Genomic DNA, 26,448 nt, shown 5'->3' on the forward strand with positions numbered 1-26,448 from the left:
TGTCGCCATGGCCTATGACTCGATTTTCAAACCCGACCTGTTCGCCGGCCAAACCATCATCGTCACCGGTGGCGGCAGCGGCATCGGTCGTTGCACCGCCCATGAGCTCGCGGCCCTCGGCGCGCAGGTGCTGCTGGTGGGGCGCAATGCCGACAAATTGAAAAAGGTCAGCGCCGAAATCACCGAAGACGGCGGTAAAGCCAATTGGCAGGTCTGCGATATCCGCAACGAAGACGCCGTCACGCAACTGGTCAGCGAGCTGATCCGCAAATACGGCCCAATCCACGGGCTGGTCAACAATGCCGGCGGGCAGTACCCCTCGCCGCTGGCGTCGATCAATCAGAAAGGTTTCGAAACCATCCTGCGCACCAACCTGGTGGGCGGTTTTCTGATGGCCAGGGAGGTGTTCAATCAGTCCATGAGCAAGCACGGCGGTGCCATCGTCAACATGCTCGCCGACATGTGGGGCGGCATGCCCGGCATGGGCCATTCAGGCGCGGCGCGCTCGGGCATGGACAACTTCACCAAGACCGCCGCGTTCGAATGGGGCTACGCCGGCGTGCGGGTCAACGCCGTCGCGCCGGGCTGGGTCGCGTCCAGCGGCATGGACACCTACGAAGGCGCGTTCCGGGCGGTAATTCCGACGCTGTGCGAACACGTGCCGCTCAAGCGCATCGGCACCGAATCGGAAATCAGCGCGGCGATTGTGTTCCTGCTCAGCCCGGCAGCGGCGTTTGTCAGCGGCAGTACGTTGCGCATCGACGGTGCCGCCAGCCTCGGCGGGCGGGCCTGGCCAATGCACAAGGCGCAGAACAGTCACTCGTACAACGGCTTTCACCGCGCCTATTTACCTGAAGTACTCAGGCCGGACGCCTCCAAACCAGACGAACCGAAGGACAAGGAATAACCATGCCGGTCATCCAGTCCCAGATAGACCCGTTCAGCGAACCATTCGCCCGCAACCGTGCGGCCATGCTGGCCGGCATCGAGCAGGTCCGCCAGCTCGAACAGAACCTGTTGAATAAAGCCGCAGAAGCCAAACCGAGGTTCGACAAGCGCGGGCAATTGCTGCCCCGGGAGCGGCTGAACCTGTTGCTCGACCCCGGCGCGCCGTTCCTCGAACTGGCGAGCCTGGCCGGCTACAAGTTGCACGATGACAAGGACGGCAGCGCGGCCGGCGGCGGTTTGATCGCCGGGATCGGCTACGTGTCCGGCGTGCGGGTGCTGGTGGTGGCGAACAACAGCGCAATCAAGGGCGGCACCATTTCCCCCAGCGGCCTGAAAAAGTCCCTGCGCCTGCAACAGATCGCCATGGAAAACAAACTGCCGGTGATCACCCTCGCCGAAAGCGGTGGCGCCAACCTCAATTATGCGGCGGAGATTTTCGTCGAAGGCGCGCGCAGCTTTGCCAATCAGGCGCGGATGTCGGCGATGGGCTTGCCGCAGATCACCGTGGTCCACGGCTCGGCCACGGCGGGCGGCGCTTACCAGCCAGGGTTGTCGGATTACGTGGTGGTGGTGCGCGGCAAGGCCAAGCTGTTTCTCGCCGGCCCCCCGCTGCTCAAGGCAGCCACCGGTGAAGTCGCCACCGACGAAGAACTGGGCGGTGCCGAGATGCATGCGCAAACCGCCGGCACCGCCGAATACCTGGCCGAGAACGATGCCGATGGCGTGCGCCAGGTGCGCGAGATTGTCAGTCTGTTGCCGTGGAACGATCAGTTGCCGTGGTTACCGGAACGTCGGTGGGAAGAGCCGCTCTACCCCATCGACGAACTGCTGGGGCTGATCCCGGATGACCCGAAAAAACCTTACGACGTGCGTGAAATCATCGCGCGGGTTGCCGACGCTTCGAACTTCCTCGAATTCAAAAGCGAGTTCGATCAGCAGACGGTGTGCGGGCATTTGCAGATCCAGGGTCGAGCCTGCGGTTTCATCGGCAACAACGGCCCGATCACCCCCAAAGGCGCGAGCAAGGCCGCGCAGTTCATTCAACTCTGCGACCAGAGCCAGACGCCGCTGCTGTTTTTCCACAACACCACCGGCTTCATGGTCGGCACCGAGTCGGAACAGCAAGGCGTGATCAAGCACGGCGCGAAAATGATTCAAGCGGTGGCCAATGCCCGGGTGCCTAAACTGACAATCGTCGTCGGCGGTTCCTACGGTGCCGGCAATTACGCGATGTGCGGCCGCGGTCTCGACCCACGCTTCATCTTCGCCTGGCCCAACAGCCGCACCGCGGTGATGGGCGGCGCCCAGGCCGGCAAAGTGCTGCGGATCGTCACCGAAGCCAAACAACTCAAGGACGGATTGGTGCCCGACCCGAAAATGCTCGACATGCTGGAACAGGTCACCGCGCAGAAACTCGACAGCCAGTCCACCGCGCTGTATGGCAGCGCCAACCTGTGGGATGACGGGCTGATCGATCCACGGGATACCCGCACGTTGCTTGGATACTTGCTGGACATCTGCCATGAGGCCGAGGTTCGGGCGCTGCAACCCAACAGCTTTGGTGTCGCGAGGTTTTGATTGATCGTTCCCACGCTCTGCGTGGGAATGCAGCCCGGGACGCTCCGCGTCCCAAAAGCGGACGCGGAGCGTCCATAGAGGCGTTACCACGCAGAGCGTGGGAACGATCGGGTTCGACAGGAGAACAATAAAAATGATCTTCACCCAGGAACACGAAGCACTGCGCCGCACCGTCCGCCAGTTCGTCGATCACGAGATCAATCCTCATGTCGAGGAATGGGAAAAGGCCGGGCGCTTTCCGATCCATGAGATCTTCCGCAAGGCCGGCGAGCTCGGTTTGCTGGGGATTTCCAAACCGGAAAAATTCGGCGGCATGGGCCTCGACTACAGCTATTCGATTGTTGCCGCCGAAGAGTTCGGCACCATTCATTGCGGTGGTATCCCGATGTCCATCGGCGTGCAGACCGACATGTGCACCCCGGCCTTGGCGCGTTTCGGCTCCGATGAACTGCGCGAAGAATTCCTGCGGCCGGCGATCACCGGCGAGCAGGTCGGTTGCATCGGTGTTTCCGAAGTCGGTGCCGGCTCCGACGTCGCCGGGCTGAAAACCACCGCCCGCAAGGACGGCGACGACTACGTGATCAACGGCAGCAAGATGTGGATCACCAACTCGCCGAGCGCCGACTTTATCTGCCTGCTGGCCAACACCTCGGACGACAAACCGCACATCAACAAGTCGCTGATCATGGTGCCGATGAACAGGCCCGGGATCAGCCTCAGCTCGCCCCTGGACAAACTCGGCATGCGCAGCTCGGAAACCGCCCAGGTGTTTTTCGACAACGTGCGCGTGCCGCAACGCAACCGCATCGGCCACGAAGGCGCGGGGTTCATGATGCAGATGCTGCAGTTCCAGGAAGAACGGCTGTTCGGCGCGGCGAACATGATCAAAGGCCTGGAGTACTGCGTCGACAGCACCATCGAGTACTGCAAGGAGCGCAAAACCTTCGGCAATGCGCTGATCGACAACCAGGTCATCCACTTTCGCCTGGCCGAGCTGCAAACCGAAATCGAATGCCTGCGGGCGCTGGTCTACCAGGCCACCGAGCAATACATCACAGGCCAGGACGTCACCCGTCTGGCCTCCATGGCCAAACTCAAGGCCGGACGACTGGGCCGGGAAGTCAGCGACAGTTGCCTGCAATACTGGGGCGGCATGGGCTTCATGTGGGACAACCCGGTGGCCCGGGCTTACCGCGATGTGCGGCTGGTATCGATTGGCGGCGGTGCCGACGAAATCATGCTGGGGATCATCTGCAAACTCATGGGCATCCTGCCGGGGAAAAACAAATGAGCACCCTCCCCGCCTGTCAAACCCTGCTGGTCGACCTGCATGACAGCGTGCTGCACATCACCCTCAATCGTCCCGAAAGCCGTAATGCCATGAGCTTGCAGATGGTCGCCGAACTGCGCGCGGTGCTGGCGGCGGTACGAGATGACCGGCAGATTCGCGCGCTGGTGATCGGCGGTGCCGGCGGGCATTTTTGTGCCGGTGCCGACATCAAGGACATGGCCAACGCCCGCGCTCAAGGCCAGCCCGCCTACCGCGATCTGAACCGTGCGTTCGGTGCGCTACTGCAAGAGGTGCAACACGCGCCGCAAGTGGTGATGACGGTGCTGCAAGGTGCGGTGCTTGGCGGTGGCTTCGGCCTGGCTTGTGTCAGCGACATCGCGATGGCCGATCATCAGGCGCAATTCGGTCTGCCGGAAACCAGCCTCGGCCTGTTGCCGGCGCAGATCGCGCCTTACGTGGTGCAACGCATCGGCCTGACCCAGGCCCGCCGACTGGCCCTGACCGCCGCACGCTTCGATGGCACCCAGGCGCGGCGCATGGGGCTGGTGCATTTTGTCGAACATGACCCACAAGCCTTGGCCGAACGCCTCGATGAGGTGCTGGCCCATGTGTTGTGTTGCGCACCGGGGGCGAATGCGGCGACCAAAAAGCTGTTGCTGGCGAGTGCCGGACAACCCTCGGATGATCTACTGGATCAGGCAGCCGAGTGGTTCAGCGAAGCAGTGACCGGGGCTGAAGGGATCGAGGGGACGATGGCTTTTGTGCAGAAGCGTAAACCAGGGTGGGCCGTTTAAAGAGCCTCGCGGGCAAGCGCGCGATGAGCCCTTACATTCACCGCAAAAACCAAGGAAATACCTCATGCCGGCCCTGAAGAAAATCCTGATCGCCAACCGCGGTGAAATCGCCTGCCGCGTCCAACGCACCGCGCAAAACCTGGGCTACCGCACCGTCGCCGTATTCAGCGACGCCGACGCCAATGCGCTGCATGTGCAGATGGCCGACGAAGCCGTGAACATCGGCCCGGCCCCGGTGCAGCAGTCTTATCTGAACATCCCGGCCATCATCGATGCCGCCCGGCGCACCGGTGCCGATGCAATCCATCCCGGTTACGGCTTCCTCTCGGAAAACTCAGGCTTCGCCCTCGCCTGCCAGCAGGCCGGCATCATCTTCATCGGTCCCAGCCCCGAAGCCATCGAGCTGATGGGCAGTAAACGACTGTCCAAACTCGCCATGATCAAAGCCGGCGTGCCTTGCATCAAAGGCTATCAGGGCAGCGAACAGGACGACGCCACCCTGCGCCGCGAAGCCGAACGCATCGGCTACCCGCTGATGATCAAGGCCAGTGCCGGCGGTGGCGGTCGCGGCATGCGCCTGGTGCACAGCGCCGCCGAATTGCTGGAACAGCTCCGCAGCGCACGCTCCGAAGCGCTGCACGGGTTTGGCAGCAACGAATTGATCCTCGAACAAGCCTTGATCGATCCGCGTCATGTCGAAGTTCAGATGTTCGGCGACCAGCATGGCAACCTGATCTACCTCGGCGAGCGCGACTGTTCGATCCAGCGCCGCCACCAGAAAATCATCGAAGAAGCACCCTGCCCGGCGATGACCACTGAGTTGCGCCAGGCCATGGGCGAGGCGGCACTCAAGGCGGGTCGCGCGGTGAATTATGTGGGGGCGGGTACCGTGGAATTCCTGCTGGATGCGCATGGCCGGTTTTACTTTCTGGAGATGAACACCCGGTTGCAAGTGGAACACCCGGTGACTGAACTGATCACCGGCCTCGATCTGGTGGCCTGGCAATTTCACATCGCCGAAGGGCAACCGCTGCCGCTACGACAGGAACAGGTGCAGCTCAACGGACATGCCATGGAGGTGCGCCTGTACGCCGAAGATCCAACCCAGGGATTTCTGCCGCAAACCGGTCGAATCGTGGCCTGGGAGCCAGCGATCCAGGGCAGCGTACGGATCGACCATGGCCTGATCGAAGGCCAGTCTGTCAGCCCGTTCTATGACCCGCTGCTGGGCAAGCTCATCGCCCACGGTGCCACCCGTGAAGAAGCCCGGCGCAAGTTGCTGCGGGCGGTACAGGACAGTGTGCTGCTGGGCGTGCAGAGCAATCAGCGCTTGCTCGCCAATCTGCTGGAACACCCCCAGTTCATCAGTGGCGAGTTCAGCACCGGGTTCATCCCCACGTACTTCGCCGACCATCCCTGCCTGCACCCTCATGCGCCGAGCGCCGACGAGCTGGCCATCGCCGCGGTGCTTTTTTATCAAGCATCAGCGCAGGCTCACCCCACCCCGCTGGCCGGTTGGCGCAACAATGCCAGCGTGCCTCTGCACTATCGGATCGGCTTGGGGGATCAGGAATGGCCGGTCGAACTGCACGCTGAACCTGGCGAACCCTACCGTGTTCAGATCGGTGCCCGGACCCTCGAACTGAAGGTCATCCAGTGCGACGAACGCTGGGCCACCCTGCAAATCGACGGCATCCGCCAACGCCATGCCTACCACCTCGAAGCCGGGCAACTCTGGTTGTTCGCGCGCCCCGGCAGCCTGCGGCTGGTCGATCGGACCCGGGCGCTGGTCAGCGGCCAGGCCAGAGTCAGCTCCGGCACGCTCAAGGCGCCGATGGACGGGGCGATCGTCGACGTATTGGTCAGTGAGGGCAGCCCGGTCAGCAAAGGGCAACTGCTGGTGGTGCTTGAAGCGATGAAAATGGAGCATCCACTCAAATCGGGTATCGACGGCGTGCTCAAGCGCTTGCAGGTCAGGGTTGGAGACCAGGTAAAAAATCGTCAGATTCTGTTGGAGGTCGAATAAGCCGCTAGGCGGATCCGCCGGGTTTGGCTACGCTCAAGCCCTATCAAGATGCGGATACCAGGAAACCTGCAATGCCTCACTGGCTGGTCATTGATCTGGAAGCCACCACCGATGAGGGCGGCTGGCCAGTAACAGAAATGGAAATCATCGAAATCGGCGCCACCCTCGTGGACCGCAAAGGCCGGGAACTGGATCACTTCCAGTGCTTCGTGCGCCCGTTGCGTCGGCCCCTATTGACCCCGTTTTGCCGCGAATTGACCCACATCACCCAGGCCAATGTCGATGCTGCCCAGCCTCTGAGCGACGTCTGGGTTTCGTTCGAACACTGGCTCGACCAGCATCTCTCGAATCTGGAAGGCTGGGCCAGTTGGGGTGACTACGACCGCAAACAGCTGCTTCAGGAATGGCAGCGGCTGCAACTCGACAGCGCCCTGAGCCGGGTGCCGCACATGAATCTCAAGCAACGTTTCGCCAAGGCCTGTCGACTGGAGCGCCCGCTGGGGCTTAATGGCGCCCTGCAACTGGCGGGCCTGCAGTTCAACGGTCAGCAGCATCGGGCGCTGGAGGATGCGCGCAATACCGCGCGCCTGTTACCGCTGATTTTCCCCGCCAATCCTTGAGTGCAGGAGGTGACGCCTATCGACACCTTGTGCATACTGGCCGGCCCTTTTTAGCCCTTTTCGAGGAATCGCCCATGTTTAAAGTCAACGAGTACTTCGACGGCACCGTCAAGTCGATCGCCTTTGGCACCGCTGAAGGTCCGGCGACCATCGGCGTCATGGCACCGGGCGAATACGAATTCGGCACCAGCCAGCGTGAAATCATGCACGTGGTGTCCGGCGCCCTGACCGTCAAACTGCCTGACAGCAGCGACTGGCAAACCTTCGCCGCCGGCAGCCAGTTCAACGTGCCCGCCAACAGCAAGTTCCAGCTGAAAGTGGCCGTCGACACCGCTTACCTGTGCGAATACCGCGGCTAAACCCCTAGGGTTTTACAGCGAAAAAAATGCCCGTGTCCAAGAACACGGGCATTTTTTTTCAGGGCTGCTATTCGAGGATCGTCACCGGCATGCCGACTTCGAGCCGACCGTTACCGTCATTGACCAGGTTCTGCCCGAACATCGCGCCGTCCTCTTGAGCCCGATATTGCTGCAAGGTCGCCAGAGGTTCGCGGTCGTCGCTACGTTCGCCGGTCTGCGGGTCGATGGTGGTCAGAATGCAACGTGAGCAGGATTTGACCACGCGGAACTCGACATCGCCAATGCGGATGCGCTTCCAGCCATCTTCGGCGAACGCCTCGCTGCCCTCGATCACCAGATTGGGCCGAAAGCGCAGCATCTCCAGCGGTCGCCCGACCCGTTGCGACAAGTCTTCCAGCGACGCCTGGCCAATCAGCAACAACGGAAAACCGTCGGCAAAAGCCACCTGATCGTCGTCCTTGCCGTAGCCGGCCTGGGTGGTCCGCGCACGATCGAGCGGCACATGCACCAGACGCGTCGGCTTGCCGATGAACTCACTGACCCAGGCAGCCGCAGCAATGCCGGCATCAGGCACGCGCAAGGTGTCGCGCCAGATGGTCACGCCACGCAGCTCTGCATCGCTGGCGGGCAAGGCGATATCGATCGGTGAATGGCCTTGGGCACTGAGGGTCAAGCCACCGCTTGCGTTCCACAACGCCGACAGCTGACTCATTTTCGCCTCCGCGCGCTGGGTCAGAAAACGCCCGCTGGCCTCGTCCACCAGCATCCAGCGCCGGTCGCCGTCCAGCCCCAGTTTGTCCAGGCTGACCTGATTCAAGGTCTCGCCCTTGCCGGATTTCAACGGAAAACGATAAAGCGCGCTCAGATGCATGGCCACAGCTCCCTGGTGGGCAAAAACGCCACCCTATACGAGCTTGATCGCCGAATCAAAGACCCTGTGGCGAGGGGGCTTGCCCCCGTTGGGCTGCACAGCAGCCCCAAACCCTGCCACCGCGCTTTTCCAGATTGTTATCAGGCCGGCACTTCGTCGAGCATCAGGCGCTGACGCACCACGTCGACGAGTTTGTCGGGCTGGAATTTGGAGAGGAAGTTGTCGCAGCCGACCTTCTTGACCATCGAGTCATTGAAGCTCCCCGACAGCGAGGTGTGCAAGACCACATAAAGGCCGCGCAAACGGGGGTCGTTGCGGATCTCGGTGGTCAGGCGATAGCCGTCCATCTCCGGCATTTCCGCATCGGTGAAGATCATCAACAATTTGTCAGTCATGTTCACACCGGTATCAGCCCAGGCCTTGAGCATGTTCAGCGCCTTCAAGCCATCACTGGCGATATGCATTTTCACGCCCAACTGACCCAAGGTGTCGCGCAATTGCGACAGAGCCACGTTCGAGTCATCCACCAGCAGCACTTCACGGCCACGGGCGCGCTCCAGAACCGGATCGTCGAGTTTGTCGCGAGAGACCTTGGCGTTGTACGGCACGATTTCGGCCAGGACTTTTTCGACGTCGATGATTTCCACCAGTTGATCGTCGACCTTGCTGATGGCGGTCAGGTAATGCTGGCGACCGGCGCTGGTCGGCGGCGGCAGAATGGCTTCCCAGTTCATATTGACGATGCGGTCCACGCCACCGACCAGAAATGCCTGCACCGAGCGGTTGTACTCGGTGACGATAATCGTACTGGTGGGGCTTGGCACCAGCGGACGCATGCCGATGGCCTGGGACAGGTCGATCACCGGCAGCGTCTGGCCACGCAGGTTGACCACGCCACAAACAAAAGGGTGGCGCTGCGGCATCAGGGTCAGCTTCGGCAGCTGCAGCACTTCCTGGACCTTGAAGACGTTGATCGCGAACAATTGCCGTCCGGCCAGCCGGAACATGAGGATTTCCAGGCGATTCTCACCCACCAGTTGCGTGCGTTGGTCTACCGTGTCGAGAATGCCGGCCATTAATGACTCCTGGGCTTGTTCTGATGAATTCACTAAAGAGAGTTATCGACAGTTTTTGCCGAATCTTGACCCCCGGACAAAATGCCATGTCCAAGCATTGATGTCACATTAACATCATGCTTTACTGACCCCGTGATTCCATCTGCTTCATCCCTTGCGGCGCGACCTTGGTTTGCACGTTAGGTTCCCCTGTGTAAGGGATTCCCCTAGGCACAATCAGGCCCAACCTGATATTCGCAATATCCAATAGCCATTAATGTGACGCCATTCTCATTGCATGAACGGAGTCAGGCTTTTGTGTGCGATCGCAGGTCAGTGGCCATCCACCCGCTCGAGTTCCCCAGTCGGTGCCCAAGCCTGCCAGAGCGCGATCTCACCAAGGCATGGCAGCGCCGGGACACGCAAGGTTCTCGTCGACACACACGACATTCCCTCATCTGACATGACGTTGTGGAGATAAGCATGGCGAACAACCCTAAAGAGTGGGCCCAGCGATTACCTGAGTTTCTCGTCGAGGCTGAAACACTCCTGGCCAAGTCCGAGGAGTGCCTGAGTCATTTGCAGTTGATCAGCAATGACAAGGACGCCATCGATTGCATGCTCAGTACCCTTCTCAAGCTGGCAAGCAAGGCCGATGCCTTGGCACTGGCAACGGTTTCGGAATTCTCGCTGCACATTCATGGATTGCTGAGCCACGCCCAGAATCACATGGACCTGCATGATCAGGCCCTGGAGGCGCTCAAGGATTGCTTCACGTTAATGGCCTGGCAACTCGAACTCATCGACCAGACCACCGGCCAACTCGGCCTGGATGACAGTGAACAGACGTCCCTGATCGAAGCGTTTGCATTTCAAGTGGGACAAAGTCAGTTTCAGCCGCCCAGCCACTCCAAGCAGTTCAGGCTCGTTTCGTTCTCTGAACGACAGGCTTAAATTCATCAACCCCGTGTTGCGCATTTTTAATTGTAATGATGTCGCCCTGTAACTTGAGTGTGCGCATACCGCAATTGAATATTTCATTCCCGTCGGTGGCAGCTCGAAACAAATAGATACCCCGGCCCCGACTTCAGATAGTGCCTGCCAATAAAGACAAAACGCCTGACACACTCGATATCTTTCGAAGATAAAAATCAAAAGTTTATCCATTGTGGAACTATCGTCCAAAAACGTTATTTCCTGAAGGTACCTACCTATATGCCGAACGCGACCAACGGTATCTTAAGTGGTATTATGCCGCCCATTCGTTGACGTCAATTAATGACAGAGTACCCTTTGGCGCGAACAAGCCCATAACATTGAAGGCTTTATTTCGAGCATTGCACTGCCATCATTAAAGGCGACTCATACAACCTATTTTCAAACAGAGACCCGTCAGCCCTTATGACCGGTCTGCCCGCAGCGAACATCCATTGGCTCCATCCGCTATGTACGCCAGCCTCAAGTCAATCGCCCTGTGGCCACCCTCCCGAAAAAGCGCGCGCCGGTTCACGCTTTTCGTGTGCACCTGCTCGACGCTTGGCAGCCTGTTGGTCTACAGCTTGTCGATGCCTCTGCCGGTGAGTCTGCTGGTGCTCAATACTGCGGCGCTGACCTGCGTCTGGGTGGGGCATCGCCTCTCGCTCAAATCGATAAAGTTTCAGCCTCAAGAATTGGCCGACCGTCTGCTGGAAGTTCAGGAAAACGAACGTCACCGGCTCAGTCGGGAACTGCATGATGATATTGGCCAATTGCTGACCGCCGCAAAACTTCAAAGTGAATGGCTCAAACGTCGATTGCCTGAAGAACTGCAGGGTCAATGTTCGGTCCTCTGCGATACGCTGGACGAAACCCTGACCAAAGTTCGTGATGTATCAGCCATCCTGAACCCACGACAGTTGACCAGTCTCGGGCTGGAAGCCAGTCTGCGTGCGCATTTACTCAGAACCCTGGCCAATACGTCCGTGAACTGGAGCCTGGAATGCCATCAACGTTTGACTGGCATACCGGAAGAAATGGCGGTGGCGGCCTTTCGCATCACTCAAGAAGCGGTTACCAATATGCTGCGCCATGCTGAAGCCAGGAATCTGTTGGTCCGCCTGCAACGTCTGCCCCAAGGCCTGACGTTGTTAATCAGTGACGATGGCCTGGGGTTCGAGCCAGCGGCAGACCCTGCTCGCGAGGGGCAACGCGGAATGGCCGGAATGTCGGAACGGATCGATCAGTTAGGCGGCACGCTGACCGTGACCAGCGAGCCGGGCAAAGGCACTCAAATCGAAGCACTCTTCCCCTGGGCGCCCCGTGCGCTGGAACGGGCCAGTACGAATAAGGTTATGCGTTGACTTGTAACTTACTTCTGGTGGACGACCACTCGCTTATCAGGGCTGGCGTGCGCGCTCTGGTACTGGATATTCCCGGCTATGCGGTCATTGGGGAAGCCAGTGACGGCTCGCAGTTACTCGAGATGGTCGAGCAACTGTCCCCGGACATCATCCTGCTGGATATCTCCATGAGGAAAACCGGTGGCCTTGAAGCCTTGCAGCGACTCAAACGAGTACGTCCGCAGTGCAAAGTGCTCATCCTGTCGATGCACACCGACCCGGCGCTCATCATGCAAGCTCTCGAATCCGGGGCTCATGGCTACCTGCTCAAAGACACCACGGCCACCGAGCTCGAACATGCCCTGGATGCCTTGCGCAATAACGAACGCTACCTGAGCCCGGCCATTGCCCACACCGTCATCAACCAGGCGCTGACCCGAACCCAGAAAAATCAGGCACCAACCCAGGACTCGCACAACCTGACGGCACGCCAGCTGGAAATCCTGCGATTGATTGTTCGCGGAAAATCCACCCGGGAAATTGCCAATGGCTTGGGCCTGAGCATCAAGACTGTCGAAACCCACCGCTCGCAGATCATGAAACGCTTGCAGATCTACGATGTGGCCGGCCTGGTGTTGTTCGCCGTGCGCGAGCAAATCATCAGTCTGGACGATTAGCCGGATTCGAGCCGCTCAGCAGCGGCGAGCCCTCGGGCAAATGCACCCGCAATGCCGCCGGCCGTGCCGAAAAACGCAGGTTATCGCCCTCCAGAGGCTCACCATCAAGGTTGATATAAAGGCCCTCCGATACTTTGATCTCGACCCATGGCAAGCGGGCTCGCACAAACATGTTGTCGATTCCGAAGCCATCGGTCAGCAGGTCTTTCAAGGTACCGACCACTTCCTGGGGCGCGGGCAAAATGCTGATATCCAGCAGACCATCGTCAGCCAGCGCCTGCGGGCACAACATATGACCACCGCCAGCCTGTCGGCCATTGCCGATGCCTAATGCCAACAGCTCACCGGCCCAGTGAAAATCCGGCCCCTGCAACTCGCCATAGGCCGCATGCAACTCACTGAAGCGCGATAAACCGGTGAAGAGATAAGCCGCGCCGCCAAGAATTTTTTTCAGATCCTCGGAAGTATTGGCCGTGACTTGACTGCCAAAGCCGCCCGTGGCCATGTTCAGAAAAACCTGCCCGCCGACCTCCCCCAGATCAATGGCATGCGGGGCGGCCTCCAAAAGCTCCAGCGCTTGAGCGGGCTCCAGGGGCACACCCGCGGCGCGTGCAAAATCGTTGGCGGTGCCCAAGGGCAAAAGCACCAGGCTAGCCTGCGTCGAATGCGCCGCCATGGCTTCGGCGATATCACGCAAGGTGCCATCGCCGCCGCCGGCAATCAGCTGCGTATAGCCCGCCGTCAACGCTTCCCCCACCAGCCGCTGCGCATCACCGGCCTCCCAGGTTAGTCGAACAGCCAGTTCCCAGCCTTGTTGGCGCTTGCCTTCGACAGCTGAACGGACCTGCTCATTGAGTGCCTGCTTGCCATGCAGAATCAACAGCGCCTTGCGCTCGCTCATTGTGATCCCCCCCCTTTCCGAATCCGTATGGGAGATGTTGACCTCGCAGCCCCTCATAAAAGTCGCAAGGATTTCAATTATTTTCAGGGGAAGGACAGTTGAGTCCTACAGAGCGGTATTTTTTCTTACAAAACCTGAGGAATCGGCTCAATTGACCCATCAGGGCAATTGGTACACCGTTGTGTCAGCGGTTATCAGTTATCACCAGTAAATTACACAGGGACGTGCAAACAATGAATGGAACCCCTTTAAGGTCCTCAAAAATCGTAAGTAATAACAGTATCGGCCACCTGAATGGTTTTAACCCAAGGAGCCAATTATTCCATGCAAAGCCATGACCTCAGAATACCGGTAACTCCGGTTACGCCGTTCTCAGATAATCACGTCAATCAGCAGGCTGAATTCAACAGCAGCGCAAAGCCCACCGGAGAAGTTGATATGGAACCTCGCGTCACTGAACTGGAGACACATCTCAAGTACATCCGCAGAGACCTGGATGAAGTCCGCGGCGACGTCAAATCCATCAAACACAGGCTTGCCTATTCAGCTGGCGGAACAGCTGTGGTCCTGGGGCTTTTGAGCTGGATCTCCAACAGTCGCTTCGACCAGGTCGTGACACTTCTGGCAAATTAAGGAACGGTCATGCACGCAAGCCCCAACGCTTTCGACCGGGCTTGCGTGGTAGAACCAGGACCTGCATCAGCCCAGGACTTCACTCAACGGGATGAAGCTCACACTATCACCCTCGATCAGCGTACGGTCCTCCAGCACTTCAACCAGGCCATCCGCCCAGGCGGCACTGCGCAGTACGCCAGAGCTCTGATTCTTGTAGATGATTGCCCGGCCATTCTCCAGGCGTCCGCGCAAGTACTCACGTCGGTTACCAGCCTTTGGCCAGACAAACCCTGCCGGTACCTGAAACTTCAGGGGTTCGATCTCTTTTACGCCTTGGCGGCGCAAGAGGTAGGGCCTCGCCAACAGAGCAAAAGTCACCAGGGTTGACGCCGGATTGCCGGGCAAACCAATGACAGGCACACCGCGAAAATGCCCGAACGTCAGCGGCTTGCCTGGCTTGATGGCAAGCTTCCACAGGGTCAACTCGCCCTCTTCCCGCAAGGCAATGCCCAGAAAGTCGGCTTCTCCCACCGATACCCCACCGGTGGAGAGAATCAGGTCGACATCCTCCAATTCGCCGAGACGGGCACGCGTGGTGACTAAATCATCGGGAAGAATGCCAGCATCGATCACCTCACAACCCAAGCGCTGCAACCAGCTGCAAAGCAACACTCGATTGCTGTTGTAGATCTGTCCCGGTCCAAGGGCCTGGCCCGGCTCAATCAGCTCATCCCCGGTAGACAAAACCGCAACACGAACCTTACGAACCACGTCCAGTTCAGCGCATCCCAACGATGCCGCCAGCCCCTGTTCGATGGGACCCAGGCGTGTACCGGCGGGCAAGATCAACTCACCGGCGGTGGTTTCCTGGCCTTGTGGACGGATGTTCTGCCCCGGGGTCATGGTCTCGGTGAAACGTACCCGCTCATCCGCCTGAACCTCGGCGTTCTCCTGCATCTCGACACAGTCAGAACCCGCGGGCACAGGCGCGCCGGTGAAGATCCGCGCACAGGTCCCCGGCTTCAAGGGCTCCGGAGCCTGACCCGCAAAAATCTTCTGGCTGACCGGCAACGGTTCTCCCGTCCAGTCGGCGACGCGCAAGGCATACCCGTCCATGGCACTGTTGGGCCAAGGCGGCAGATCAAGTGTCGAGACCAGATCAGCAGCCAGTACACGCCCCTGGACCTGTGCCAACGGCAAGCGTTGGTGCTCATGAATTCTCGAGGCGTCGGCCATTTCCAGTAACCGCGCGAGCGCCACCTCGACAGCCATCAGACTGCCAGTCTTGCCTGGCTTACCCGCGGGATTCACAGGGTGCCGCCTGTTTCAGATGGGTCACGAAATTGCACGGACGGTGCCGGGAATCCAGTTGTTCGGCGAGAATGCCATCCCAACCGGTGCGCACCGCATTGGTCGAACCCGGCAAGCAGCAAACCAGCGTGCCATTGGCCAGACCGGCCAAGGCCCGGGACTGAACCGTGGAAGTACCGATATCCGCCACCGATATCTGCCGGAACAGTTCACCAAAACCATCGACCTGCTTATCCAGCAGGCAACTCACCGCTTCGGGCGTGCTGTCACGACCGGTAAACCCGGTACCGCCAGTGATCAGCACCACTTGCACGACTTCATCGGCAATCCAGTTGGCCACTTGCGCACGAATTTTGTAGAGATCATCTTTGAGCAATACACGGGCCGCCAGGTTATGACCGGCAGCGCTCAAGCGGTCGACGAAGACCTGGCCTGAGGTGTCGGTTTCCAGGGTACGGGTATCGCTGACAGTCAGCACCGCGATGTTGAGCGGTGCGAAAGGTACATCAGCCTTGGCTTTCATAGGCTCGTCCAGTTGTAGGAGAAACAGCCCGGTGTTATATCACAGCGCCTCATTTTTTCGCCGCCCCCATGGAGAAGTGCAATGACCTCGGATACACCTTTGGCGCCGTGCTCCATTTTGCTCCTGGCGGGCGGGCGTGGCCAACGCATGGGCGGTCAGGACAAGGGTTTGCTGGAATGGCACGGCGAGCCACTGATCGCGCATCTGCACCGCAAGACCCGTCTGCTGAGTGATGATCTGATCATCTCCTGCAACAGAAACCTGGAGAAATATGCGCCTTATGCGGATCAACTGGTCCATGACGATGAAGGCGACTTTCCGGGGCCATTGGCGGGTATTCGCGCAGGCCTGAAGGCCGCCCGCCACACGCATCTGCTGGTATTACCCTGCGATGTGCCACGCATCGATGCGGCGCTGCTCCAGAACATGCGTGAAACTGCCGCGCAGCATCCGGACAAACCGTTGATGCTGCGTCATGGAGAACACTGGGAACCTTTGCTGTGCATGATTCCCGTCGTTCTTTCAGGGGCTTTCGAGACGGCCTGGAACGAAGGCGAGCGCAGCCCGGGCCGACTGATGCGCACATTGGGCGCCATGGCCCTGCAGTGCCCCGATAACGACCCTCGCCTGGCCAACCTCAATACGCCGGAACTATTAAGCACGCATCACACTGTGTCAGACTGACACTCGAAGGAACTTGCGCGCGCTGCATACGTCTCAAGCTCAGTATTCAAAAGATTTTCCATTCGGAGACACACCCATGACCCAACGGACCCTCGCCACTTTCATGCTCGCCCTGGGCCTTGCGACCCTCGCCGGTTGTGCATCGCCTTCAGTGATCACCTTGAATGACGGTCGAGAAATCCAGGCCGTCGACGCGCCTAAGTACGATCAAGAATCGGGCTTCTACGAGTTCGAACAGCTGGATGGCAAACACATCCGTATCAACAAGGATCAGGTTCGTACCGTTAAAGAGTTGTAATCTTTGCGGCGACCATCGGATACAGAAAAGCCCGCTTTGAAAGCGGGCTTTTTCGTGGCTGAAGAAAAGCAGGTTTGCCTGTAATCACCACTCCAGGGTGATTGTGCTTTCGAACTCTCTTTCCTGCCCCGTGACCGGATCGACAAATCGCAATCCCTGGGCCAGCAGCTTCAAGGGGTTGGCATAGTCGTCTTCTACGTCCTTGAGCACTCGCGGATAGAACGGGTCATTGCAGATGCCAGCTCCCAGGGCCGCCATGTGCACTCGCAACTGATGTTTCTTGCCTGTTACCGGGTAAAGCGCATAGCGCCACAATTCACCGTTTTTTTCCCTGACCTCGACAGCCGTCTCGGTATTGCTGACGCCCGGACCTTCCTGCATGCGAAAGAACGGCTCGCCATCGATGAGTCGACTTTTATGAACCATCGGAAAAGTCAGTTCAGGCAATGCCCGGGCGATTGCTTCGTAGCGTTTTTCGATCTGGCGTGTAGGAAACAACGACTGATACGCCGACCGACTCTGAGGATTGGCTGAGAACAGCACCAGCCCTGCCGTATGCCGGTCAATACGATGCAAAGGCACCAGATGCGGGTTATCCAGTCGCCGGATCAGTCGCCGCAGCAATGTCTGCTCCACATACTCCCCAGCCGGCGTCACCGGCAGGAAGTGCGGTTTGTCCGCCACCACCAGATGCTCGTCGGCATAGAGGATCGACTCCACCACCGGAATCGGTTTTTCGTCCGGTACTTCACGAAAATAATGAATCCGCAGACCTTCCTTGTAAGGCAGATCCAGAGCGATCGGCATGCCTTGCCCATCGAGGACACGACCGCGAGCAATTCTGTCCAGCCATTGCTCACGACCGATGGCGCTGAAGTGTTCGCACAGGCAATCGAATACGGTCTGCCACGGACCAGGCGGCAGATAGAGCGTGCTGGCCTGGTTGTGCGCAGCAGAAAACGATGAAGTGGACATACGGAAAACTCTAACCCTCAATGCAGGGCGGTATTATCCAACAGTGGCCGGAACGAACCTAGAAGAGAATCCTCAGGCCGGTATTGACTGCGTTCGAGCGGCCGCTTCGGTGAACTCCTTGAGCCAGCGCAGTACATCAACCGCTTCCCAGCGCCCCGGATCATAGAGCGCATACAACAACCCCTGATAGCCCACGACATCGAGCTGCCGGTGATAACCCGCACGCTGGAACAAGGCTTCGATTTCGGCGAAACAGGTATTGAAATGCAGTTTGTTGAAAGGCGTTTTTCCTTCCGTGACCAGACCATCCAGACGCAACTCGAGAACCGCCTCGCGCACCACGTCTGCCGACATCCGGTTCACGCTGTTCTTCAATTGTTCGACATTGACCACATTTCATCCCTCTGACGTCCGGGATCATCTGCCCAAACCCGAACAGGGAGAAGCATGGCAGGCAATCCGAATAACTGTATGCACATACAGTAACCGAATAACCAACCTTTCGCCAACGAATGAAACGAGGATCGCGACAGGTGGGGCATCGCCAGCAGCGTCAGGAATCGCGCAGGAACGCCACTACTTCATCGGCACTGAACGGCCAGCCCAGCTCAGCGCCGGTATCGACCCGACGCAACACCGGAATACGCAGGCTGTAGGCTTCGAACCAGGTTTCATCGTCAGCGATATCCACCAGCTCCACCAACAGCCCGTTTTCGACAAAGGGCATCAGAAGTGCTTCGGCGACTTCACAAAGATGGCAACCAACGGTGCCGAACAGCTGACATTCAGGAGGCATGACGACAAGACCAAACGAAGTAAGCGCTCATTCTAGGCCCGCCATCAAACGCCGTCGAGCCGACGTCCGAGCAACGGTGACTTCAAGAGATTTCGGCAAAACTCTGACGCAAATCATTTGCGGCGCCGGTCATTTGCGCAATGCTCGCGTCTTTTTTGCCTCTACGCTTGAGTAGCCAGAACCCTCACCGGAGTTTTTTGTGTTTGCCAACTTGTTGATCATCCTCGCCTCCTCCCTGGTGGTGATTGCGCTATTCCAGCGCCTGCGTTTGCCACCGGTGCTGGGCTACTTGTGCGTAGGGCTGATGATCGGGCCGACAGCGTTCAACTGGGTGAATGAAAACGAAGATTTGCCCGATCTGGCCGAATTGGGCGTGGTGTTCCTGCTGTTCTCCCTGGGGCTTGAGTTTTCCCTGTCGAAGATGCTCGCACTGCGCCAGGTGGTGTTTGGCCTGGGTAGCCTGCAAGTGCTGGGGTCCGGGATCTTGCTGGGAGCATTGCTGATGCTGTTCGGCATGCCAATCACACCGGCCCTGTTACTCGGCGCCGGTCTGGCGCTGTCGTCTACCGCCATTGTCAGCAAGGAGTTGAGCAGCCTCGGCGAAATATTCAGCCGTCACGGCCAGAATGCCATCGCCGTGCTGTTGTTCCAGGACGTGATTGCGGTGTTGCTGCTGACGCTTGTGCCGGTGTTCGCCGGCAGCAGTGACCAGGCCTGGTATTGGGCGCTGCCGCTGACGCTGGCCAAGACCCTGGTGCTGTTCGTCGGTTTGCTGCTGGTCAGTCGCTGGTTTCTGCCACGGCTGTTCCATGAAGTCGCCGCGGCCCGGTCCGCGGAGCTGTTCGTGCTGTTGGCACTGGTGATTGTTCTGTTGACGGCCTGGCTGACTCACCTGCTCGGCCTCTCCCCTGCCCTGGGCGCCTTTCTCGCCGGCATGCTGCTGGGGGAAAGCCATTACCGACATCAGATCGAGGCCGATATCCGTCCGTTCCGCGATATTCTGCTCGGAGTGTTCTTCGTCAGTATCGGCATGCTGATCGACTTGCGCCTGTTTGCCAGCCACGGTCTGCTGATTCTCGGTCTGACGTTGGGGTTGCTGCTGATCAAGGGCACCCTGGTCGCACTGCTGGTCAAATGGCGCGGCAGCGATGGCGAAACTGCATGGCGCAGCGGCCTGGCATTGGCCCAGGGGGGTGAGTTCTGTTTTGCCCTGATGGCGCAGATGCAACAGAACAAACTGATGCCCGCCGACCTCGGCGGCCTGCTGCTGGCCGCTACGTTCTGCTCGATGCTGGTCACGCCTTTACTCCTGCGCGCCGCTCCCCGCATCGCCATGCGTCTGCACCGCAAACCCAACAAAGCAGCCGAGCTCGAAGAAATCAGCGCGCTCAACGCCGGCTTGCACAATCACGTGGTGATCTGTGGCTACGGCCGCGTCGGTCAATCCATCGGGCGCTTCCTGCGTCATGTTCAGCAACCGTACATCGCGCTGGACACCGATCCGGTGCGGGTCCAGGAAGCCGTGGTCAATGAGAGCAGTGTGCATTACGGCGACTCACGCCGCGGCGAGCTGCTGATCGCGATAGGGCTGGAGCGCGCAAGACTGTTGGTGGTTGCCGTGGACAAGACGGACATCGCCCTGCTGATTCTCAAGGAAGCACGGCGGTTCAACCCGACCGTGCCGATCCTGGTGCGCACCCGGGATGACAGTCAGTTGGCCGAGTTGAAGGCGGCTGGCGCCAGCGAAGTCGTACCCGAGTTGCTGGAGTCCAGCCTGATGCTCGCCTCCCACGCGCTGATCATGCTGGGCATACCCGGCCAGCAGGTGCAGGACCGGGTCGACCAGGTACGGCATGACCGCTATCGCCTGCTGCACGATTTTTATCCCGGCGCCAACGATGAAGAACGCTGATTCAATCCTGGCTCACGGCGCCGATCTTGTGCACCGACAAATCCGCGCCGTAATACTCTTCTTCCTGGCTCAGGCGCAAGCCATGGACCGCCTTGATCGCGCCATACACGGCAAAACCACCGGCCAGCGCCACGACTACCCCCAAAGAGGTGCCGATCAACTGGCTGATCAGGCTCACGCCTCCCAATCCACCCAAAGCGGTTTGCCCGAAAACGCCGCAAGCGATCCCGCCCCAGACACCACACAACCCATGCAAAGGCCAGACACCCAGCACATCGTCGATACGCCATTTGCCTTGAGCCGCGGTAAAGCACCAGACAAACAGGCCCCCGGCGATGGCGCCGGTCACCAATGCGCCCACCGGGTGCATCAGATCCGAGCCGGCGCAGATCGCCACCAATCCGGCCAACGGGCCGTTATGCAGGAAGCCCGGGTCATTGCGCCCGACGATCAACGCTGCCACCGTGCCGCCGACCATGGCCATCAACGAATTCACTGCCACCAGCCCGCTGACTCCTTGCAGGGTCTGGGCGCTCATCACGTTGAAGCCGAACCAGCCGACGATCAGGATCCACGACCCCAACGCCAGAAAGGGAATGCTCGACGGCGCGAATGCCACCAGTCGCCCGTCGCGATAACGACCTTGCCTCGGCCCCAGCAGCAACACCGCCGCGAGTGCCAGCCAACCGCCCATGGCGTGAACCACCACGGAGCCGGCGAAATCATGGAAACTGGCGCCAAAATGTGCCAGCAACCAGGCTTGCAGGCCGAAGTTGCCGTTCCAGACCACACCTTCGAAGAAGGGGTAGATAAACGCCACGATCAGCACCGTCGCACACAACTGCGGGACGAACCGGGCGCGCTCGGCGATGCCTCCGGAAATGATCGCCGGTATCGCCGCGGCAAAGGTCAGCAGAAAGAAAAACTTCACCAGCCCATAGCCATGATCGGCGGTGATCACCGCCGCCGGTTGCATAAAACTGACCCCATAGGAAATCCAATAGCCTATAAAGAAGTAGGCCAGGGTCGAAATGGCGAAGTCGCTGAGGATCTTCGACAAGGCGTTGACCTGATTCTTTTGGCGAACCGTACCGACCTCAAGAAAGGCGAAACCGGCGTGCATGGCCAGAACCATGACCGCACCGATAAGGATGAACAACGTGTTGGAGCTATGGACCAGATTGTCCACAGCACTTTGCAGATTTTCCATGGATTGGCAGACCTGAAGGCTGAAAAAAGCACCAAAGCAGTTCGCACAGATGGTCGACGCACCAAGTTGCAGCTAATCCAGACCGCAACGCTGATCCGGATGAACCGCTTTGGCGCACAAGACCGCCGCCTCTGCGCGAGTTTTGATTGTTTGAGTTAGGGTTTTCCTGAAATCATGCCCGGCAACAGCGCAATAGCGCCGGCTGACGCACCACGACGTAGCAAAAGATGTACCAGTCATTTGTACTGAACCTTCGCGCAAGGCTCATACTCGAACGCTTCAGAAGCCACTTACGGAGATCACCAATGGCACGCATCAAGGCAAAGACTGCTCAAGAAATTCTGATGGAAGATTTTCAGACACTGGTCAGCGACACCGAACGGTTGCTGGAACACACCGCCTCCCTGGCCGGTGATCAGGCCGATGAGCTGCGCGAACAGATCCGCGACAGCCTGCTGCGTGCCCGGGAAACCCTGAAGCTGACCGAAGACGCCCTGCAAGAGCGCGGCAAAGCGGCTGTCGCCGCCACGGAAGATTACGTCCAGGCCAACCCATGGCAATCGGTCGGGATTGCAGCCGGCGTGGGTTTCCTGATTGGTCTGCTGGCTACTCGGCGCTGATATGGCAATCGATGAATCCGGCTCGTCCGCGACGGGCACCCGCTCTTCATCGCGGCGCCTGGGTGCCGCGTTTCTTGGATTGCTGCATAGCCATGTCGAACTGTTCGGCATCGAACTGCAGGAGCAAAAAGCACGAACCGTAAGCCTGTTGCTGTTTGCAGGCCTGACGCTGGTCTTTGCCTTGTTGTTGCTGGTGGGGTTGTCGACGCTGGTGTTGATCCTGTTCTGGGACACCTATCGCCTGGCGGCGATCATCGGGCTCTGTGTGTTCTACACCCTCGCTACGTTGTTCTGCGCGATGCGCTTGAGGGCAGCGATTTTCGATGAGTCCTCGCCCTTCCATGGCACCCTCGAAGAGCTGGCCAATGATCGGGAGCGTCTGTTGCCATGAGCATGCCTGAACTTCCCCGCAATAGTTCGCGAACGGAAATGCGCAAGGCACTGATCCGTCTGCGCATGGAAATGCATCGCCAGGAAATTCGCCACGAATCCCAACAACTGCTGCAGCCCCTGCAACGGGTGCGCGGCATGACACAAAGCCTGCAAGACGGCTTCGGCATCAAACACGCCCCGCTCTGGGGCATCGCCGCCGTGATCGGGTTGGGTTTTCTGACCGGCAAGGGTGCCAAGGGCGGCGGTATCGGCAGCCTGACCAAGCTGGTTAGCCTGGGCGCCGCACTGGGGCCGCTTATCAAGCTGGTCATGCAGAGCGCTTCGCGCAAACACTAATCAGTCTTGTCTGGCTGCATTCTTGCAATACCACCAGGATCAACCTCTTTATCAAGAGGTTGATCCTGCGTGCCTACCTGGCGATCAGGTATTTATCCAGAACAACACCTTAATAAGGAGGCCTCGTGATCGACGGGCAACCGCTCGCCTGTTTTCAGCCATTCATCGATACCGCCACAGGCCGTATCGCGGGTGTCGAAGCGCTGGGCCGACTGCGCCAGGCCGATGGTCAACTGGCCTCGGTAGGTGCGCTGTTCGCCGATCCGCGAACCCCGGCCATCGCCCTGCGACGTCTCGATCGCCAGATTCGCGACAACGCCCTGAGCCGTCTGCATGAAGCGCCTGCGGACTGGTTTCTCAGCCTGAACATCTCACCCCGCTGGATCAGCCGCTTGCGCCGGGACCAGGCACTGCCGAGCCTCAAGCAACTGAGCAGGCATGGTGTCGATGCACAGCGAATCGTCTTCGAGATCACCGAATTGGGCGGCGACAGCCAGCGTCTGGCTGAAGTCGTGGCCCGCTACCGGCAAGCCGGGGCGCGGATCGCCATTGATGATTTCGGTGCCGGTTACTCTCAACTCGATCGCGTGCTGGCCCTGCAACCGGACATTCTCAAACTCGACATGCGACTGTTCCAGGCCGCCGCGCTGGGCGGTCCCAGCAGCGATGTGGTCAAGGCACTGGCGCAAATGGCAGAAAAAACCGGTTGCTGGATCATCGCCGAAGGCGTGGAAACCGAAGCTCAACTGAATTTTGCCCTGGAGTGCGGCTCACGCTACGTACAGGGCTTTCTGTTCGCCCGAGCGCAAGCGGATTTCTTCGCCACCGACGCCTTTGTCGAGCGCTTCGCGCAACTGCGCCAGCGTTACGTTCAGCAAAAGCTGACTGAACGCGCTCGCCTGATGATCATGCGCCAGCAACTCAGCGAACTGATGACCATCCTGCAAGCCTGGGCTCAAGCCAGCGCCCCCCTCAGCGCCTTGCCGCAGCTGGAAGCGTTTCCCTGGCTGTTGCGTTTTTATCAGTGCGACCGCCACGGCACGCAACTGACCCCCAACCTGGAATGGCGCAACAACGGCTGGGAAGCCGATAACCGCTACCTGGGCCATAACTGGTCATGGCGCCCCTATTTCTATCACTTGCTGGCCGAAGGTTGGGATGAGCGCCGTCTGACGCTTTCCAACACTTACCGCGACGCCACCAGCAATCAGTACTGCCTCACTGCGGGGCAGTTTTTCGATAACGGCGAACGGCTACTGCTCATCGATATCGACGCAGCGGGGTTGTAGTTCTCCTTGCAGGTACCGGCGCGAAACGGGAAGCTAGGGGTACAGTCACCTGACGGAGAAACCAGCCTTGGATTGGCACACCCTGCTTACCCGCGAACGCCTCGGAAAACCTGTGCACAGCCCGGAAGAACTCGGCCGCAGTCCTTTCCATAAAGACCATGACCGGATCATTTTCTCAGGCGCGTTTCGCCGTCTCGGGCGCAAGACCCAGGTCCATCCGGTCTCCAGCAACGATCACATTCATACGCGCCTGACCCACTCGCTGGAAGTCAGCTGCGTCGGCCGTTCGCTGGGGATGCGCGTCGGTGAAACCATCCGCAGCGCGCTGCCCGACTGGTGTGAACCGAGCGACCTGGGGATGGTGGTGCAATCGGCTTGCCTGGCCCACGACATCGGCAACCCACCCTTCGGCCACTCTGGCGAAGACGCGATCCGCCACTGGTTCCAGCAGGCCGCCGGCCGTGGCTGGCTGGATGCCATGAGCGAAGCCGAACGCAACGACTTCCTCAACTTCGAAGGCAATGCCCAAGGTTTCCGGGTGCTCACCCAGCTTGAATACCATCAGTTCGAAGGAGGCACCCGGCTGACCTATGCCACCTTGGGCACCTACCTGAAATACCCGTGGACGGCCCGGCACGCCGACTCACTGGGCTACAAGAAGCACAAGTTCGGCTGCTACCAGAGCGAACTGCCGCTGCTGGAACAGATCGCTCATAAACTCAGCCTGCCCCAACTGGAAGAACAGCGCTGGGCGCGCCATCCGCTGGTGTATCTGATGGAGGCCGCCGACGACATCTGCTACGCGCTGATCGATCTGGAAGATGGCCTGGAGATGGAGCTGCTGGAGTACGCCGAAGTCGAGTCCCTGCTGCTGGACCTGGTGGGCGACGATCTCCCGGAAACCTATCGCCAGCTCGGTCCACAGGATTCGCGGCGGCGCAAACTGGCGATCCTGCGGGGCAAAGCCATCGAACACCTGACCAACGCAGCAGCCCGAGCCTTTGTCGAGCAACAGGACGCGTTGCTGTCCGGCACGCTACCGGGGGACCTTGTCGAACACATGCATGGCCCGGCCAAACGCTGTGTCTTGAATGCCAAGGACATGGCACGCAAAAAAATCTTCCAGGACAAGCGCAAGACGCTGCACGAAATCGGCGCCTACACCACCCTGGAAATCCTGCTCAATGCTTTTTGCGGCGCAGCACTGGAGCAACACAATGGTCGTACGCCCTCCTTCAAGAACCGGCGCATACTCGACCTGTTGGGCAACAATGCACCCGACCCGCATGGCCCGTTGCACACCTCTTTCTTGCGCATGATTGATTTCATCGCCGGCATGACCGACAGCTATGCCGGTGAAATGGCGCTGGAAATGACCGGTCGTTCAAGCCACGGATAACAGCGCATCGATCAGCCGCGTCAGCGACGTCTGAACGGCTGATCGAATGTCTCGACATTCATCTGTATTTCAACATCGACAGAATCGCCCTACACCTTGTGCAGAGCTGACTGATCGATTGTTCGACCATCTCGCGAAACAATTGCACACCCACTGCTCGACAGATGACGCATGAAAACTCCTACGTTCAAACACGATTGGCACATATTGCTGGTGGAAGATCATCCGTTTCAGCTGAGAGCGGCTCAATACCTGCTCGAGAGTTACGGCTTCACCCAACTGACCACCACTGACAGTGCCGAAGGCGCCTTGCAACAAATGCTCAAAGCTGCGCAACCGTTCGATATTCTTCTGTGCGACCAATGCCTGCCCGACCTTCCCGGTCTTGATTTGATCGAGTTCGCCAGTCACCGGGGAATGATCAGACAGGCAATACTGCTGAGCAGCCTGACATCCGCCGAGCTGGAAAAACTTAAAACAGTAGCCTACGAACACGGACTTCCCTTGCTGGGTTACTTGATCAAGCCATTGAAACAATCAGACTTTAGAAACTTGTTGACCTTGGCCTCACAATAAAAAACACCAACTCTCACACACTAGAACCACATCCAAAACACAGATTAATACTTATAGCCAAACGCCTTTTAGC

Annotated in this window: 29 protein-coding genes; 20 read left to right on the top strand and 9 right to left on the bottom strand. The window is 59.1% G+C overall.

Features of this window, described 5'->3' with window-relative positions:
- Positions 1-7 precede the first annotated feature (7 nt).
- The 7 genes from PSH69_RS21225 to PSH69_RS21255 all read left to right on the top strand — a co-directional run bounded on the left by PSH69_RS21225 (position 8) and on the right by PSH69_RS21255 (position 7,616).
- A complete protein-coding gene (locus tag PSH69_RS21225; RefSeq protein WP_305409727.1) occupies positions 8-907 on the top strand; it encodes an SDR family oxidoreductase in 900 nt (299 codons plus the stop codon).
- A gap of 2 nt (positions 908-909) precedes the next feature.
- A complete protein-coding gene (gene atuC, locus PSH69_RS21230; protein ID WP_018929988.1) occupies positions 910-2,526 on the top strand; it encodes a geranyl-CoA carboxylase subunit beta in 1,617 nt (538 codons plus the stop codon).
- Between the two features lie 133 nt (positions 2,527-2,659).
- Positions 2,660-3,817, top strand: coding sequence for a citronellyl-CoA dehydrogenase (gene atuD / locus PSH69_RS21235; protein ID WP_305409728.1), 1,158 nt, complete (start codon positions 2,660-2,662; stop codon positions 3,815-3,817).
- Positions 3,814-4,611 (top strand): enoyl-CoA hydratase/isomerase family protein, encoded by a 798-nt coding sequence (locus PSH69_RS21240; protein ID WP_305409729.1) that lies wholly within the window; start codon positions 3,814-3,816, stop codon positions 4,609-4,611. The genes atuD and PSH69_RS21240 overlap by 4 nt, the downstream gene beginning before the upstream one ends.
- 64 nt (positions 4,612-4,675) lie before the next feature.
- The gene (locus PSH69_RS21245) at positions 4,676-6,637 is read left to right on the top strand and encodes an acetyl/propionyl/methylcrotonyl-CoA carboxylase subunit alpha (protein ID WP_305409730.1); all 1,962 of its coding nucleotides are present in this window, start codon (positions 4,676-4,678) and stop codon (positions 6,635-6,637) included.
- Positions 6,638-6,708: 71 nt separating this feature from the next.
- Complete coding sequence (locus PSH69_RS21250; protein ID WP_018929992.1) at positions 6,709-7,257, top strand: exonuclease domain-containing protein; 549 nt, start codon at positions 6,709-6,711, stop codon at positions 7,255-7,257.
- A 74-nt stretch (positions 7,258-7,331) separates the two neighbouring features.
- The gene (locus PSH69_RS21255) at positions 7,332-7,616 is read left to right on the top strand and encodes a pyrimidine/purine nucleoside phosphorylase (RefSeq protein ID WP_018929993.1); all 285 of its coding nucleotides are present in this window, start codon (positions 7,332-7,334) and stop codon (positions 7,614-7,616) included.
- A gap of 67 nt (positions 7,617-7,683) precedes the next feature.
- Here the strand turns inward: PSH69_RS21255 and PSH69_RS21260 are convergent, their stop codons facing one another.
- Both PSH69_RS21260 and PSH69_RS21265 read right to left on the bottom strand, forming a co-directional pair.
- The gene (locus PSH69_RS21260; protein ID WP_019582506.1) at positions 7,684-8,487 is read right to left on the bottom strand and encodes an MOSC domain-containing protein; all 804 of its coding nucleotides are present in this window, start codon (positions 8,485-8,487) and stop codon (positions 7,684-7,686) included.
- A gap of 140 nt (positions 8,488-8,627) precedes the next feature.
- Positions 8,628-9,563, bottom strand: coding sequence for a chemotaxis protein CheV (locus tag PSH69_RS21265; RefSeq protein WP_018929995.1), 936 nt, complete (start codon positions 9,561-9,563; stop codon positions 8,628-8,630).
- A gap of 462 nt (positions 9,564-10,025) precedes the next feature.
- Between PSH69_RS21265 and PSH69_RS21270 the strand changes: the two genes are divergently transcribed.
- The 3 genes from PSH69_RS21270 to PSH69_RS21280 all read left to right on the top strand — a co-directional run bounded on the left by PSH69_RS21270 (position 10,026) and on the right by PSH69_RS21280 (position 12,537).
- Complete coding sequence (locus tag PSH69_RS21270) at positions 10,026-10,496, top strand: hypothetical protein (protein WP_305409731.1); 471 nt, start codon at positions 10,026-10,028, stop codon at positions 10,494-10,496.
- Between the two features lie 491 nt (positions 10,497-10,987).
- Complete coding sequence (locus PSH69_RS21275; RefSeq protein ID WP_018929997.1) at positions 10,988-11,881, top strand: sensor histidine kinase; 894 nt, start codon at positions 10,988-10,990, stop codon at positions 11,879-11,881.
- The gene (locus PSH69_RS21280) at positions 11,878-12,537 is read left to right on the top strand and encodes a response regulator transcription factor (protein ID WP_019582509.1); all 660 of its coding nucleotides are present in this window, start codon (positions 11,878-11,880) and stop codon (positions 12,535-12,537) included. The genes PSH69_RS21275 and PSH69_RS21280 overlap by 4 nt, the downstream gene beginning before the upstream one ends.
- On the opposite strand, the gene yegS is transcribed toward PSH69_RS21280, so the two are convergent.
- On the bottom strand, positions 12,521-13,438 hold the full coding sequence (gene yegS, locus PSH69_RS21285) for a lipid kinase YegS (RefSeq protein WP_305409732.1): 918 nt from the start codon (positions 13,436-13,438) through the stop codon (positions 12,521-12,523). The two genes, PSH69_RS21280 and yegS, sit on opposite strands and share 17 nt — an antisense overlap.
- A gap of 324 nt (positions 13,439-13,762) precedes the next feature.
- Between yegS and PSH69_RS21290 the strand changes: the two genes are divergently transcribed.
- Complete coding sequence (locus PSH69_RS21290; RefSeq protein WP_305409733.1) at positions 13,763-14,071, top strand: hypothetical protein; 309 nt, start codon at positions 13,763-13,765, stop codon at positions 14,069-14,071.
- A gap of 66 nt (positions 14,072-14,137) precedes the next feature.
- On the opposite strand, the gene glp is transcribed toward PSH69_RS21290, so the two are convergent.
- Positions 14,138-15,364, bottom strand: coding sequence for a gephyrin-like molybdotransferase Glp (glp, locus tag PSH69_RS21295; protein ID WP_305409734.1), 1,227 nt, complete (start codon positions 15,362-15,364; stop codon positions 14,138-14,140).
- A complete protein-coding gene (gene moaB / locus PSH69_RS21300) occupies positions 15,348-15,887 on the bottom strand; it encodes a molybdenum cofactor biosynthesis protein B (protein ID WP_007940044.1) in 540 nt (179 codons plus the stop codon). Before moaB ends, glp begins: the two co-directional genes overlap by 17 nt.
- Before the next feature lie 81 nt (positions 15,888-15,968).
- On the opposite strand from moaB, the gene mobA reads away from it, so the two are divergent.
- Entirely contained in the window at positions 15,969-16,571 is a 603-nt protein-coding gene (gene mobA / locus PSH69_RS21305) for a molybdenum cofactor guanylyltransferase MobA (RefSeq protein ID WP_019582513.1), read from the top strand.
- 76 nt (positions 16,572-16,647) lie between these two features.
- Positions 16,648-16,869, top strand: coding sequence for a YgdI/YgdR family lipoprotein (locus tag PSH69_RS21310; protein WP_007940041.1), 222 nt, complete (start codon positions 16,648-16,650; stop codon positions 16,867-16,869).
- Positions 16,870-16,953: 84 nt separating this feature from the next.
- Here PSH69_RS21310 and PSH69_RS21315 read toward each other — a convergent pair whose 3' ends face one another.
- The 3 genes from PSH69_RS21315 to PSH69_RS21325 all read right to left on the bottom strand — a co-directional run bounded on the left by PSH69_RS21315 (position 16,954) and on the right by PSH69_RS21325 (position 18,640).
- The gene (locus PSH69_RS21315; RefSeq protein WP_019650569.1) at positions 16,954-17,844 is read right to left on the bottom strand and encodes a pseudouridine synthase; all 891 of its coding nucleotides are present in this window, start codon (positions 17,842-17,844) and stop codon (positions 16,954-16,956) included.
- A gap of 72 nt (positions 17,845-17,916) precedes the next feature.
- Positions 17,917-18,237 (bottom strand): hypothetical protein, encoded by a 321-nt coding sequence (locus tag PSH69_RS21320; RefSeq protein WP_007895054.1) that lies wholly within the window; start codon positions 18,235-18,237, stop codon positions 17,917-17,919.
- 160 nt (positions 18,238-18,397) lie between these two features.
- On the bottom strand, positions 18,398-18,640 hold the full coding sequence (locus tag PSH69_RS21325) for a glutaredoxin family protein (protein ID WP_305409735.1): 243 nt from the start codon (positions 18,638-18,640) through the stop codon (positions 18,398-18,400).
- A gap of 199 nt (positions 18,641-18,839) precedes the next feature.
- On the opposite strand from PSH69_RS21325, the gene PSH69_RS21330 reads away from it, so the two are divergent.
- Positions 18,840-20,552 carry a monovalent cation:proton antiporter-2 (CPA2) family protein gene (locus tag PSH69_RS21330; protein WP_305409736.1) on the top strand — a complete coding sequence of 571 codons (1,713 nt, stop codon included), beginning with the start codon at positions 18,840-18,842 and terminating at the stop codon, positions 20,550-20,552.
- Between the two features lies 1 nt (position 20,553).
- Here the strand turns inward: PSH69_RS21330 and PSH69_RS21335 are convergent, their stop codons facing one another.
- Positions 20,554-21,762, bottom strand: a complete 1,209-nt coding sequence (locus PSH69_RS21335; RefSeq protein ID WP_305409737.1) for an ammonium transporter — start codon at positions 21,760-21,762, stop codon at positions 20,554-20,556.
- Between the two features lie 305 nt (positions 21,763-22,067).
- Here PSH69_RS21335 and PSH69_RS21340 point away from each other — a divergent pair, with 305 nt between their 5' ends.
- The 6 genes from PSH69_RS21340 (at position 22,068) to PSH69_RS21365 (ending at position 26,375) form a co-directional block, all read left to right on the top strand.
- Positions 22,068-22,382, top strand: coding sequence for a YqjD family protein (locus PSH69_RS21340; protein WP_007940034.1), 315 nt, complete (start codon positions 22,068-22,070; stop codon positions 22,380-22,382).
- 1 nt (position 22,383) lies between these two features.
- Complete coding sequence (locus PSH69_RS21345; RefSeq protein WP_018930007.1) at positions 22,384-22,773, top strand: phage holin family protein; 390 nt, start codon at positions 22,384-22,386, stop codon at positions 22,771-22,773.
- Positions 22,770-23,111 carry a hypothetical protein gene (locus tag PSH69_RS21350; RefSeq protein ID WP_019020946.1) on the top strand — a complete coding sequence of 114 codons (342 nt, stop codon included), beginning with the start codon at positions 22,770-22,772 and terminating at the stop codon, positions 23,109-23,111. The genes PSH69_RS21345 and PSH69_RS21350 overlap by 4 nt, the downstream gene beginning before the upstream one ends.
- Before the next feature lie 125 nt (positions 23,112-23,236).
- Positions 23,237-24,400, top strand: coding sequence for an EAL domain-containing protein (locus PSH69_RS21355; protein ID WP_230139273.1), 1,164 nt, complete (start codon positions 23,237-23,239; stop codon positions 24,398-24,400).
- Between the two features lie 67 nt (positions 24,401-24,467).
- A complete protein-coding gene (locus PSH69_RS21360; protein WP_305409738.1) occupies positions 24,468-25,799 on the top strand; it encodes a deoxyguanosinetriphosphate triphosphohydrolase in 1,332 nt (443 codons plus the stop codon).
- Positions 25,800-25,970: 171 nt separating this feature from the next.
- Complete coding sequence (locus PSH69_RS21365) at positions 25,971-26,375, top strand: response regulator (protein WP_018930010.1); 405 nt, start codon at positions 25,971-25,973, stop codon at positions 26,373-26,375.
- Positions 26,376-26,448 lie beyond the last annotated feature (73 nt).

This window comes from Pseudomonas sp. FP1740 (assembly GCF_030687165.1).
GTDB lineage: Bacteria > Pseudomonadota > Gammaproteobacteria > Pseudomonadales > Pseudomonadaceae > Aquipseudomonas.